Source organism: Steroidobacteraceae bacterium (genome assembly GCA_041395505.1).
In the GTDB taxonomy this organism is placed as follows: Bacteria; Pseudomonadota; Gammaproteobacteria; order Steroidobacterales; family Steroidobacteraceae; genus JAWLAG01.
The window spans coordinates 221,609-233,688 of sequence record JAWLAG010000001.1 but is presented as its reverse complement, the minus strand read 5'-3'; the positions used below and the strand labels follow the sequence as shown (position 1 = coordinate 233,688).

Annotated in this window: 14 protein-coding genes; all 14 read right to left on the bottom strand. The window is 63.5% G+C overall.

Going from position 1 to position 12,080, the window contains the following annotated elements; genetic code table 11:
* Positions 1-96: 96 nt before the first annotated feature.
* Positions 97-522: a F0F1 ATP synthase subunit epsilon gene (locus R3E77_01065; protein ID MEZ5497996.1), complete on the bottom strand. Its 426-nt coding sequence runs from the start codon at positions 520-522 to the stop codon at positions 97-99.
* 33 nt (positions 523-555) lie between these two features.
* A complete protein-coding gene (atpD, locus tag R3E77_01060; protein ID MEZ5497995.1) occupies positions 556-1,977 on the bottom strand; it encodes a F0F1 ATP synthase subunit beta in 1,422 nt (473 codons plus the stop codon).
* A 26-nt stretch (positions 1,978-2,003) separates the two neighbouring features.
* The gene (gene atpG, locus R3E77_01055) at positions 2,004-2,864 is read right to left on the bottom strand and encodes a F0F1 ATP synthase subunit gamma (GenBank protein MEZ5497994.1); all 861 of its coding nucleotides are present in this window, start codon (positions 2,862-2,864) and stop codon (positions 2,004-2,006) included.
* A gap of 170 nt (positions 2,865-3,034) precedes the next feature.
* On the bottom strand, positions 3,035-4,576 hold the full coding sequence (gene atpA, locus R3E77_01050; protein MEZ5497993.1) for a F0F1 ATP synthase subunit alpha: 1,542 nt from the start codon (positions 4,574-4,576) through the stop codon (positions 3,035-3,037).
* A gap of 28 nt (positions 4,577-4,604) precedes the next feature.
* Complete coding sequence (locus R3E77_01045; protein MEZ5497992.1) at positions 4,605-5,141, bottom strand: F0F1 ATP synthase subunit delta; 537 nt, start codon at positions 5,139-5,141, stop codon at positions 4,605-4,607.
* Positions 5,142-5,144: 3 nt separating this feature from the next.
* On the bottom strand, positions 5,145-5,627 hold the full coding sequence (locus R3E77_01040; protein ID MEZ5497991.1) for a F0F1 ATP synthase subunit B: 483 nt from the start codon (positions 5,625-5,627) through the stop codon (positions 5,145-5,147).
* A 58-nt stretch (positions 5,628-5,685) separates the two neighbouring features.
* Positions 5,686-5,952: a F0F1 ATP synthase subunit C gene (gene atpE / locus R3E77_01035; protein MEZ5497990.1), complete on the bottom strand. Its 267-nt coding sequence runs from the start codon at positions 5,950-5,952 to the stop codon at positions 5,686-5,688.
* Positions 5,953-5,995: 43 nt separating this feature from the next.
* A complete protein-coding gene (atpB, locus tag R3E77_01030; protein ID MEZ5497989.1) occupies positions 5,996-6,817 on the bottom strand; it encodes a F0F1 ATP synthase subunit A in 822 nt (273 codons plus the stop codon).
* A 43-nt stretch (positions 6,818-6,860) separates the two neighbouring features.
* The gene (locus R3E77_01025; GenBank protein MEZ5497988.1) at positions 6,861-7,316 is read right to left on the bottom strand and encodes an ATP synthase subunit I; all 456 of its coding nucleotides are present in this window, start codon (positions 7,314-7,316) and stop codon (positions 6,861-6,863) included.
* Positions 7,317-7,654: 338 nt separating this feature from the next.
* A complete protein-coding gene (locus R3E77_01020; GenBank protein MEZ5497987.1) occupies positions 7,655-8,554 on the bottom strand; it encodes a ParB/RepB/Spo0J family partition protein in 900 nt (299 codons plus the stop codon).
* Positions 8,555-8,579: 25 nt separating this feature from the next.
* Positions 8,580-9,416 (bottom strand): AAA family ATPase, encoded by an 837-nt coding sequence (locus R3E77_01015; GenBank protein MEZ5497986.1) that lies wholly within the window; start codon positions 9,414-9,416, stop codon positions 8,580-8,582.
* Positions 9,413-10,072: a 16S rRNA (guanine(527)-N(7))-methyltransferase RsmG gene (gene rsmG / locus R3E77_01010; GenBank protein ID MEZ5497985.1), complete on the bottom strand. Its 660-nt coding sequence runs from the start codon at positions 10,070-10,072 to the stop codon at positions 9,413-9,415. Before rsmG ends, R3E77_01015 begins: the two co-directional genes overlap by 4 nt.
* A gap of 8 nt (positions 10,073-10,080) precedes the next feature.
* Entirely contained in the window at positions 10,081-11,076 is a 996-nt protein-coding gene (locus R3E77_01005; GenBank protein ID MEZ5497984.1) for an oxidoreductase, read from the bottom strand.
* 24 nt (positions 11,077-11,100) lie between these two features.
* A complete protein-coding gene (locus R3E77_01000) occupies positions 11,101-12,048 on the bottom strand; it encodes an MBL fold metallo-hydrolase (GenBank protein ID MEZ5497983.1) in 948 nt (315 codons plus the stop codon).
* Positions 12,049-12,080: the final 32 nt, after the last annotated feature.

Below are 12,080 nucleotides of genomic sequence, written 5' to 3'. Positions count from 1 at the left end.
AAGTCGGGAAACCAACGAAAACGCCGTTGCGACTGCGCATGTGCGGGTGTGTCGTCGCAGGCGGATGCGGGCCGAGCATGCGGCCGACCGCAACGACTAGCCGCGAATCTTGCGCAACTTCTGGATGAGCTTCAGTTGCTCGGCGGCGCGGGCGAGTTCGGCGAGCGCCTCGGCTTGTTCGACCTTGTCGATATGGCCCTTGAGTGCTTCCTCGGCACGCTGCTTGGCGGCAAGCGCCGCAGCCTCGTCGAGGTCCTTGGCGCGAAGCGCCGTGTCGGCGAGTACCGTGACCTTGCGCGGCTGGACCTCGAGCGCCCCGCCACCGACGAAGAAGTGCTGCTCGGCCCCGTCAGGCGTCTGCACGCGTACTTCGCCCGCCTTGATCAGCGACAGGAGCGGCGCATGGCGCGGCGCGATGCCGACCTCGCCCTGGGAGGCGGGCACGAACACCATGCTCGCCTCGCCCGAGAAGATTTCCCCTTCGGCGCTGACGATATCGACGTGTATGGTGCTGTCGGCCACGATTGAAACCCCGCTGCTACTGGATGCTGCCTGTTACTGCAGCGTCTTGGCTTTCTCGACCGCTTCGTCGATGCTCCCGACCATGTAGAACGCCTGCTCGGGCAGGTGATCGTAATCGCCGGCAATGATGCCCTTGAAGCCGCGTATGGTGTCCTTGAGCGACACGATCTTGCCGTCCTGGCCGGTGAACACCTTCGCGACGTTGAACGGCTGGGACAGGAAGCGCTGGATCTTGCGGGCCCGGAACACGGTCTGTTTGTCTTCTTCCGACAGCTCGTCCATGCCGAGGATCGCAATGATGTCCTGCAGCTCCTTGTAGCGCTGCAGCACGGCCTGCACGCCGCGGGCGGTGTTGTAGTGCTCCTCGCCGACGACCAGCGGGTCGAGCTGGCGGCTCGTGGAATCGAGCGGATCGACCGCTGGGTAGATGCCGAGCGCTGCGATCTGGCGGGACAGCACGACGGTCGCGTCGAGGTGGGCGAAGGTCGTTGCAGGCGACGGGTCGGTGAGATCGTCCGCCGGCACGTACACCGCCTGGATCGAGGTGATCGAGCCGGTCTTCGTGGATGTGATGCGCTCCTGCAGCACGCCCATTTCCTCCGCGAGTGTCGGCTGGTAGCCCACCGCCGAGGGCATGCGGCCGAGCAAAGCCGAGACTTCCGTGCCCGCGAGCGTGTAACGATAGATGTTGTCGATGAACAGCAGCACGTCGCGGCCCTTGCCGCCATCCTCGCGTACTTCATCGCGGAAATACTCGGCCATCGTGAGGCCCGTGAGCGCGACGCGCAGGCGGTTGCCCGGCGGCTCGTTCATCTGGCCATAGACCATGGCCACCTTGGAGTTGCTCAAGTCGTTTTTGTCGATGACGCCCGATTCCATCATCTCGTGATAGAAGTCGTTGCCCTCGCGGGTACGTTCACCAACGCCCGCGAACACGGACAAGCCGCTGTACTGCTTGGCGATGTTGTTGATGAGCTCGAGCATGTTGACCGTCTTGCCGACGCCGGCGCCGCCGAACAGACCGACCTTGCCGCCCTTGGCGAAGGGGACCAGCAGGTCGATGACCTTGATGCCGGTGACCAGCAGATCACTGCCGCCCGCCTGCTCGTCATAAGCCGGCGCCTTGCGATGGATGGGGAGCTTGTCCTTGGTGACAACGGGTCCGACGTTGTCCTGCGGCACGCCGAGCACGTCCATGATGCGGCCGAGGGTGCCGCGCCCCACAGGTACCATGATCGGATCGCCGGTGGATGAAACGGCAAGCCCGCGCTTGAGGCCTTCCGACGGTCCCATCGCGATGGTACGAACGACGCCATCGCCGAGCTGCTGCTGCACTTCGAGCGTCAGATCCGCCTCGCTGACCTTCAAGGCTTCGTAAATCCTCGGAATTCCTTCGCGCGGAAACTCCACGTCGATGACCGCACCGATGATCTGTGTGATTTTGCCCGTTGCCATATCTTGACCCTGCTCTCGTGTATCCGTTAAACGGCGGCTGCGCCGCCGACGATTTCTGAAAGTTCCTTGGTGATCGCCGCCTGGCGCGCCTTGTTGTAGACGAGCTCGAGCTCGTCGATGAGTTTCCCGGCATTGTCCGAGGCGCTCTTCATCGCGACCATGCGTGCCGCCATTTCGCAGCCGACGTTCTCGACCGCGCCGCGATAGACCTGCGACTCGACATAGCGCATCAGGACGCCATCGAGGATTTCGGCGGCGTCCGGCTCGTAGATGTAATCCCAATGCGATTGCAATTCGCCCGCATCGACCGTGACGACGGGCAGGAGTTGCGCGAAGTGCGCCTTCTGGCTCATGGTGTTGATGAATTCGGCGTGCACCAGGAACAGCCGGTCGATCTTGCCGTCGCGGTAGGCATCGAGCATCACCTTGACCGTGCCGATCAGGTCCTTGACGTGCGGCTTGTCGCCGAGGCCGGAAATGTTCGCCATGATGGGGAGGTTGAGCCGGCGGAAGAACTGGGTTGCCTTCGAGCCGATCAGGCAAAGCGAAACCTGCGCGCCTTTACCCTGCCACTCACGCACGGCATACAGTGCCTGCTTGAAGTTGTTGGCATTGAGCGCGCCGCAGAGGCCGCGGTCGGTCGAGATGACGATGATGCCGACATGCTTCGGCTCACGCTCGATCAGGAACGGATGCTTGTAATCCGGGTTCGCCTCGTTGAGATGCCCGATGACCGCACGGATCTTGTCGGCAAAAGGCCGCGCCAGCCGCATGCGATCCTGCGCGCGACGCATCTTGCTCGCCGCGACCATCTCCATCGCCTTGGTAATCTTCTGCGTACTCTTGACGCTGGCAATCTTTGTCCGAATCTCTTTGGTACCCGGCACGACTATCTCCTGCCCAGCGAAGCGAGCTGGCCAAGGGCATCGACGCGCGGGAGAGCGTCGAAGGCGCCTGGCCCAAAGCGAATCACGTGGAGCGACGGCCAGGCGCCTTCGGCGCTAGGCCCGCGCATCCGCGCAACACTTGCCCAGGATAGCTTCGCTTGGCGCATCAATTAGTACGTCCCGGTCGCAAGGAAGTCTTCAATGATGGTCTTGAGTGACTTCTCGTTCTCAGGCGTGAGCTTCGGGTTGGCGTTGATCGCATCGAGTGCCGCCTTGTGCTTTGAGGCCGCAAAGCCCTGCATGGCCGCTTCGAAGTCCACGATCTTGTTGCGCGGCACCTTGTCCATGTGGCCGTTGTTGACCGCGTAGATCGACAGCGCCATCTGCGCTACCGACATGGGCGCGTACTGCTTCTGTTTCATGAGCTCGGTGACACGTTGGCCGCGCTCGAGCTGGCGCCGGGTCGCTTCGTCGAGGTCGGAGGCAAACTGTGAGAAGGCGGCGAGCTCGCGGAACTGCGCGAGCGCGAGGCGGATGCCGCCGCCCAGCTTCTTGATGATGTCGGTCTGGGCCGCGCCGCCCACGCGCGACACCGAAATGCCGGCGTTCATCGCCGGGCGGATGCCGGCGTTGAAAAGGTCCGTCTCGAGGAAGATCTGGCCGTCGGTAATCGAGATGACGTTGGTCGGCACGAAGGCCGTGACGTCGCCCGCCTGGGTCTCGATGATCGGCAGGCCGGTGAGCGAGCCGGTCTTGCCCTTGACCTTGCCGTTGGTGGCCTTCTCGACGTACTCCGGGTTGACGCGGGCCGAGCGCTCGAGCAGACGAGAGTGCAGGTAGAAGACGTCGCCGGGATAGGCTTCGCGGCCGGGCGGTCGGCGCAGCAATAGCGAGATCTGCCGATAGGCCCAGGCCTGTTTGGTCAGATCGTCGTAGATGATGAGTGCATCTTCGCCGCAGTCCATGAAGAACTCGCCCATGGTGCAACCCGAGTAGGCGGCGATGTATTGCATCGGCGCCGGCACCGACGCCGAGGCGGCCACGATGATGGTGTGCGCCATGGCGCCATGCTCTTCGAGCTTTCGCACGACGTTCGCGATCGAGCTCTGTTTCTGGCCGATCGCGACGTAGATGCACTTAACGCCGGAATCCTTCTGGTTGATGATGGTGTCGATGGCGAGTGCCGTCTTGCCGGTCTGCCGGTCACCGATGATCAGCTCGCGCTGGCCGCGGCCGATCGGCACCATGGAATCGACGGCCTTGTAGCCGGTCTGCACCGGCTGACCGACCGACTGGCGATAGATGACGCCCGGCGCCACGCGCTCGATCGGTGCCGTCGCCTTGGCGTTCAACGGACCCTTGCCGTCGATCGGATTGCCGAGCGCATCGACCACGCGGCCGAGCAGCTCGCGGCCCACCGGCACTTCGAGAATGCGGCCCGTCGTCTTGACGGTGTCGCCTTCGCGGATGCTCTTGTAGTCGCCGAGCACGATGGCGCCGACCGAATCCTGCTCGAGGTTGAGCGCAAGGCCGAACAACCCGCCCGGGAACTCGACCATTTCGCCGTAACGAACATCGGCGAGGCCGTGCACGCGGCAGATGCCGTCGGTTACCGACACCACAGTGCCGACGTTGCGCGCCTCGGAAGCCGCATCGAATTTGTCGATGCGTTGCCGGATGATTTCGCTTATTTCAGATGCCTTGATGGACATTGCAAGTCCTCACCACAGATTCGGATTACTAGTTGGATAATTCTTGGGTCAATTGCGCCAGGCGGCCGCGCAGCGAACCGTCGACGACGAAATCGCCCGCGCGCACGAGCGCACCGCCAATCAATGACTGATCGATGCGCGGATGCAGGCGAATGGTCTTGCCGAGGCGTTTGGCGAGCGCAGCCGACAGCGCCTGCGTCTGCGCAGCGCTAAGCTCCATCGCCGAAACGACTTCGACATCGGCCGTGTTCTCGTGCAGGGCACGCATGGCATGAAACTGCTCCGCAATATTCGGCAGGAGCGCCAGTCGCCCGTTCTCAGCGAGCAGTCGCAGGAAGTTCATGATGCCGGTGTCGGAACCGGCATGCCCGGTCTCGCCAAGCAGTGCCACGAGATCGCTGCTCGCTACGCGTGGATTGCCGATGAGCCCGGCCACGCGCGGATCGCGCACCGCAAGGCTCGCCGCCTGCAAGGCATCGCTCCAGGAGGCCAGAGCGTTGCCGGCGACGGCGCTTGCGAATGCCGCTCGCGCATAGGGTCTTGCGATAGTGGCGTTCTCAGCCATGTCTCAGCTTCCGCGCGCGATATCGGCCGCGAGCCGATCGATCAAGTCGGCATGGGACTTGGCGTCGACCTCTCGCTGCAGCAGCTGCGCCGCGCCTGCGACCACCAGGCCGCCGACCTCGCGGCGCAATGCATCGCGAGCGCGCGTGGTTTCGGTGGCCGCTTCATCGCGCGCCGAAGACAGGATACGGGCGCCTTCGGAAGTCGCCGCCTGCTTGGCCGCCTCGATGGTCTCGTTGGAGCGGCGCGAGGCCTGCTCCTCGATCTGGCGGGCGCGCTCCCGGGCAGCACGTATTACCTCTTCGGCCTTCGACTCGGCCTGCGCCAGCTCCTGCCGACCTTTCTCGCCGGCAGCGATTCCGGATGCGATCGACTTCGACCGCTCGTCCATCGCGCCCAGGATGATGGGCCACACGAATTTCATCGTGAACCACACCAGGATGGCGAACACCAGCATCTGCAGGATGAGCGTGAGATTCAGATTCACGTTCGTCTCCTCCGACGTTGCGCTGCAATCGCCATGGCGGTTGCAGCGGCCACGCCAGTTACTGTTGGATGGCGCCGAGGAACGGATTGGCGAACGTGAAGAACAGCGCGAAGCCGATGCCGATCATGGCGACCGCGTCGAGCAGACCCGCGACGATGAACATCTTGACCTGCAGCGCCGGCGTGAGCTCAGGCTGACGCGCAGCGCCTTCCAGGAACTTGCCGCCGAGCAGACCGAAACCGATTGCGGTACCGAGCGCGCCCATGCCGAAGATGATGCCCACGGCGAGAACAGTCATCGCCTGAATGTGTGCAATGTTTTCCATTTGACCTCCTGAAAAATTCGAAAAATTCTGTGCCTGCGAATGCTCAATGGTGTTCGTGCGCCATGCTTAGATAGACGATCGTGAGCATCATGAAGATGAACGCTTGCAGCATGATCACCAGGATGTGAAAGATCGCCCACACGAGCCCCAGCAGCAATTGCCCGACGGTCGCGAGTAATCCGCCAAAACTGCCGAGCGCACCAAAACCGAATGACAGCGTCAGCAACGCGATCAGCAGGAAGATCATCTCGCCCGCGTACAGGTTGCCGAACAGACGCAGCGCGAGCGACACGGGCCGCGCCAGATGCTCGATGAGATTGAGCAGAAGATTGAAGGGCATCAGCCATTTGCCGAAGGGGTGAAACAGCAGTTCGCTGGCAAAACCACCCAAGCCCTTGACCTTGATGCTGTAGTAGATGACCAGCGCGAATACGGTCAGTGACAAGCCGAAGGTGATGTTGAGATCCGTACTCGGCACGACTTTCAGGTGCTCGAGGCCGATGCCGTGCGCGACACCTGGCAGCAGATCAACCGGCATCAGATCCATGAAATTGAACAGGAACACCCAGCAGAAGATCGTGAGTGCAAGCGGCGCGATGAGCTTGTTCGTGCCGTGGAAAGTGTCCTTCACCTGTGCGTCGACGAATTCGACGATCAGCTCGACGAAGTTCTGGAACTTGCCAGGCAGGCCGGCGGTAGCGCCGCGGGCCGCGAGGTAGAACGATCCGCCGAAGAGGACCGCCAGCAATATCGAGAAGAAAAGGCTGTCGTAGTGAATCGCCCAGAAGCCCTCGCCGCCGCGCAGGTTGGTCAGGTGATGGACGATGTATTCGGTGGCCGATGGGGTTTCCGCGCTGCTCGACATGATCGCTTTTATTCCGCCCTGATTCCGCTTGCCTGATTGCCCGTCATCGGCTGCCGGAGGAGATTGCCCTGCCGCCGAATGACGGCAGCAGGTTCGCCAGCGCGAGCCAGTAAACAAAAAACGTCGCGACGTAGGCTGCGAACAGGGCCAACAGGTTGACCTTGAACAGCTTCAGTACGACCACGAACAGCGCGATCGCCACCGCGATCTTCGCGACTTCGCCAAGATAGAACAGCCGCGCGATACGCGCCGCATCTACCGTCGAGCCGCGCCAGAACGCCACGACAGCCATCACCAGGCTTGCCAGCGTGCTGATCGCGCCTCCGCAAAGCGCAGAAAGCGCTGCATTGCCACCCGACACGAGACCCGCAATGACGGCGACCACAATGCTGACCGCCGCCTGCGCCGCCACGATGGCAAACGCGAATCGGCGTGCACGGGGTAGATCCACCGCAAACACGCTGTACCTCTGGTTGCTGTCGGGCAACAAAAAAGCCACTTGTCGTTTGCAGCCTTCCGGCGGCAAGTGGCTCCGCTTTTACCTTATCCCACAGCCACTTACAGGGCGCGGAATTCGAAGGCGCCGCATTATATGGGGTGAGCCGCCGGTAGGCAATGATCGCGAGGCCAAGACTCGCCAGTCGTCCAGCAGCAAATTCAAAGACCCACCTGCGAAACCGTGCGCGCCATGGACGGCGCGCCCGGAGCCCCCAGGGAAGGGTTTACGGCGTTTTCGCAGGTGGGTCTTTGAATTTGCTGCCGGACGGCGTGCAGACCGAAACTCGACGATCATCGCCTACCGGGACGGCTGGCGCGGCCCATGGGAGGCGTTCTCGTTTACTGGATGTGCGCGAGGATGCCGTCGAGCTCATCGAGCGAGTTGTAGCTCACCACGACCTTGCCCTTGCCGCTTGCCTGGTGCTGGATCGCCACGCGGGCGCCGAGCTTGTCGGCCAGATCTTCCTCGAGCCGGCGGACGTTGGGATCACGGCCCGGCTCCCGCGGCGCGGCCGCGCCCGGTTTCGGCGCCTGGATACGCCGCACCAGGGCCTCTGTTTCTCGTACCGAAAGGCCTTTTTTCGCAACGAAGTGGGCGATTTCCGTCTGCTGGCGAGCCTGGGCGAGAGCCAGCAGGGCGCGGGCATGTCCCATCTCGAGCTTGCGCTCCTCGACCAGCGTGGCGACGTCCGGCGCTAGCTCGAGCAGACGCAGCAGGTTGCTGACGGCGGCGCGCGAGCGGCCGACCAGATCGGCTGCCTGCTGGTGGGTGGCACCGAACTCCTCGATCAGCCGAGCAAGCGCCCGCGCCTCCTCGAGGGGATTGAGGTTCTCGCGCTGGATATTCTCGATGAGCGCCATGGCGATGGCCGCCTCGTCGGCCACTTCGCGCACCACAGCCGGGATTTCCGCGAGACCCGCGATCTGCGCCGCGCGCCAGCGGCGCTCGCCGGCAATGATCTCGTAACGGCGCTCGCCGCCCGCTGCCGATGGCAGCGGGCGCACCACGATAGGCTGCACCACACCCTGGCTGCGGATCGAACTTGCCAGCTCCTCGAGGCTTTCCTGACGCATGTCCTGGCGCGGCTGATAGCGGCCGCGCTGCAGCAAATCGACGGGGAGCCGACGCAGCTGCTCTCCCGCTGCGCTGTCTGCGCCTGTTGCAGCGGGGCGCGTCGGCGCGACCTGCGAGAGCAGGGATTCGAGCCCACGTCCGAGGCCGGTCTTCTTCTGGCTCATGAGCGGCGATGATAGCGAATTTGCACTATTGCGACGGTCCGGACCGGCCATCGTCAGAAGCGGCATCGCCGCCCGTGTCGACTCGCCCGCCCTGCAGCTCGGCGCGGCGGATCATCTCGCCGGCCAGCGCGAGATAGGCCAGCGCGCCGCGCGAACCCTTGTCGTGCAGCAATGCCGGTTTGCCGAAGGACGGCGCCTCGGCAAGCCGTACATTGCGCGGCACGATGGTGCGAAAAACACGATCGCCAAAGTGCGCCAGGAGCTGCGCGCTCACTTCATTGGCGAGGTTGTTGCGCGGGTCGAACATGGTGCGCAGTATCCCCTCGATCTCGAGCGAGGGATTCACCGTCGCGCGTATCTGCTCGATGGTGCTCACCAGGGCTGTCAATCCTTCCAGCGCGTAGTACTCGCACTGCATCGGCACCAGCACGCCCTCCGCGGCGACGAGCGCGTTCACGGTGAGCATGTTGAGCGCCGGCGGGCAGTCGATCATGATCACATCGTAGGCATCCTGCACCGGAGCAAGCGCCTGGCGCAGCTTCATTTCGCGCCCGGCGATCATGGTCAGCAAGCGCACTTCGGCGGCGGTCAGGTCCTGGTTTGCCGGCATCAGGGACATTGCGGACTGTTCGAGTGGCACGATGGCATCCGCCGCAGCGCACTCGCCCATGAGCACATTGGCCGTACCGCGCTCGATGGAGTTCTTCTCGATGCCGCAGCCCATGGTGGCGTTGCCCTGCGGATCGAGATCGATCAACAGGACGCGACGGCGTGTCGCCGCGAGCGACGCTGCGAGATTGACCGCCGTCGTGGTCTTGCCGACACCGCCTTTCTGGTTGGCGATTGCGAGCACCTTCTTCATGACGGCAGTGTACTGCCAGTCGTGCCGGCCGAGTGCAACAGGATGACGGCGTGGCGCTCGGCATCGAGCCCTGGAACGTTAAGTCGTATGACCGTCTCGACCCGCCATGGAGGTGGCACCGCAGCAATTTCTTCCTTTGGCATGCGCCCTTTCATGGCGAGGATGCGGGTCGCGGCGCCACTTGCGTGCGTAACTGCGCTCGCAAGATCCGCGAGCGAGGAGAAGGCGCGCGCGACGATGTCCTGGGGCGGTTCGCGAAACTCCATGCCCTCGATCCGGGCGCAACGCACGGTGACGTTGCGCAATTGCAGATGACTCGCGGCATGTTGCAGCCAGGCGGCTTTGCGGGCATTCGCTTCGACGAGGGTAAACTGCCTTTGACTCGCCATGACGGCCAGCGGCAAGCCGGGGAATCCGCCGCCACTGCCGACGTCCAGCACGCGCCCGCCTTGCAGAAGATGCAGGATGCTCAAGCTGTCGAGCAGATGCTGGGTGATGACCTCCCCGGCATCGCGGATTGCCGTGAGGTTGATGCGGGCGTTCCAGCGAAGCAACTCATGGACAAGCGCGAGCAGGGCATCGCGCTCGACAGCCGACGCCGAGATGCCCATCGTGCCGAGCCCGGCGTCGAGTCGATCAGCGAGCGGCGCCGTCATCGCCGGAATCAGTCTCCGATATGCACGATCGTCCGCCCGACGACACCACCGTCAATGTAGCTCTGGAATGCATCGGGCAAATCGCGAAATTCGATGCAGCGCTTGACGATCGTGTCGAGATGGCGGGGCCGCAGGTCCGATGCGATGCGCTGCCAGACCACCAGGCGCGTTTCGCGTTTCGTCGCCGAGGAGTTGATGCCGAGCAGGTTCACGCCGCGCAGGATGAATGGCATGACGCTGGCGTTGAGTTCCGCGCTGGCCGCAAGCCCGATGCTGGCGATATTGCCCCAGTAATCGACGGTTCGCGTCAACCAGGTCAGCGTCTGCCCGCCGACGTTGTCTATCGCACCGGCAAACTGCGCGTTCTCGAGCGGCTTGCTGCCATAGTCGATGTCCTTGCGCAGCAGCACGCGATGCGCGCCGATCGACTCGAGATAAGCGACGCTGTCGGACTTGCCGGTGACCGCCACGACCTCATAACCGCGACTGGCAAGCATGTCGATGGCGAGGCTCCCGACGCCACCGGTTGCACCAGTCACGACGATCGGACCCTTGTCCGGACTCTGGCCGTTGTGCTCCATGCGATGAATCGCGAGGGCCGCCGTGAAACCCGCCGTTCCCAGTCCCATTGCGCTGCGGGTGTCGAGTGTCGCGGGCATGGCAATGACCCAGTCGCCGGGCACGCGCGCATATTCCGCATAGCCGCCGTCATGTGTCTGCGACAGCTCGCAGCCGGTCACCAGCACCGCATCGCCCGCCGTGAAGCGCGCATCAATGGAGGATTCGACGACACCGGCGAGATCGATGCCGCCTACCAGCGGATACTTGCGCAGGATGCGGCCGGCGCCCGTGGCAGCGAGCGCGTCCTTGTAGTTGATGTCCGAGTACTGCACCCGGATGACGACATCGCCAGCGGCCAGGTCATCGAGCGCGATGTCCTCCATGCGCGCGACGATGCGCTTGTTCTCGAGATGAATCCGCAGTGCCTTGAATCTTTGTTTCATCGCAGTCGGTCTCCTACGGGCGTGCTACCCGGCCCGGGCCCGGGCTTGCCAGGCGAGCAGACCCTGGGTGTTCAGCTCGATGTCCATGCCGAGTAATTCGCGAAAGCGCGTATCGCCCCCCTGCCAGCCATGCTGTGCAAGCCGCTCCCGCCATCGCGCGGCGATGGCAGCGGCGATCCGCGCCTTTGCATCGGGCAGCGCAGCGAGCTCGCGCGCAAAGCCGGCGAGCGCGAGAACATCGTCGCGAAGCTCCCTGCCGAGTCGCGTCACTTCTCCGACCTGGCTAAAGTGTGTCATGTAAATATGGTTTGGCTCTTCGGCCAAAATGCGCTGGAGCGATGCCAGGAACTGTTCCGGATCGAATTGCGTGGGCGTCGTCGTCGGGATGACGAACGCTTTTCCCGCGACGTCCAGTTCACGATACGAAATTCCGAAATTGTCGCCAGTGAAGACCGCTCTCGCATTGCGATCCACGATCACCTGGTGGTGCAGTGCATGCCCCGGCGTATGCAGAAAGACGAGCTCCCGGCCGCCGCAAACGATCCGGTCGCCATCACTCGTGGTCTCGACACGCTCCGCCGCCACCGGCACGAGTTCGCCGTAGAGTTGCCGGTAGGCGCTCTCGCCATAAACCGCTATGGAACCGGCAATCAATTTCTCCGGCGCGATCATGTGCGCCGCACCGCGCGGATGGACCACGAGGCGCGCATTGCGAAGACGCTGCATCAGCGCGCCGGCGCCGCCGGCATGATCGAGATGTACGTGGGTGAGAATGACGTAATCAACCGCATCCGGCGCGATGCCAAGCTCCGCAAGACCCGCCATGGTCGGCTCGACGGAGTGCTGCGTACCGGTATCGATCAGCGCGGCCCGTCCGCCGCCGCGCAGGATATGCACCGCCGCCAGCCGCGGCCGAAGATAATTGGCATCGACCGCATGGATATCGTGATCGAAAGACAGCAGGGATGACATGATCGTGAAACAGTTACATTGTCGCAGGGGAC

Bases quoted from the DNA above. Each gene is read 5' to 3' on its own strand.
- atpA (MEZ5497993.1), bottom strand. From the start codon at position 4,576: ATGTCCATCAAGGCATCTGAAATAAGCGAAATCATCCGGCAACGCATC.
- R3E77_01015 (MEZ5497986.1), bottom strand. From the start codon at position 9,416: ATGAAGAAGGTGCTCGCAATCGCCAACCAGAAAGGCGGTGTCGGCAAG.
- atpE (MEZ5497990.1), bottom strand. From the start codon at position 5,952: ATGGAAAACATTGCACACATTCAGGCGATGACTGTTCTCGCCGTGGGC.
- R3E77_01045 (MEZ5497992.1), bottom strand. From the start codon at position 5,141: ATGGCTGAGAACGCCACTATCGCAAGACCCTATGCGCGAGCGGCATTC.
- R3E77_01000 (MEZ5497983.1), bottom strand. From the start codon at position 12,048: ATGTCATCCCTGCTGTCTTTCGATCACGATATCCATGCGGTCGATGCC.
- R3E77_01005 (MEZ5497984.1), bottom strand. From the start codon at position 11,076: ATGAAACAAAGATTCAAGGCACTGCGGATTCATCTCGAGAACAAGCGC.
- atpD (MEZ5497995.1), bottom strand. From the start codon at position 1,977: ATGGCAACGGGCAAAATCACACAGATCATCGGTGCGGTCATCGACGTG.
- R3E77_01020 (MEZ5497987.1), bottom strand. From the start codon at position 8,554: ATGAGCCAGAAGAAGACCGGCCTCGGACGTGGGCTCGAATCCCTGCTC.
- atpB (MEZ5497989.1), bottom strand. From the start codon at position 6,817: ATGTCGAGCAGCGCGGAAACCCCATCGGCCACCGAATACATCGTCCAT.
- rsmG (MEZ5497985.1), bottom strand. From the start codon at position 10,072: ATGACGGCGCCGCTCGCTGATCGACTCGACGCCGGGCTCGGCACGATG.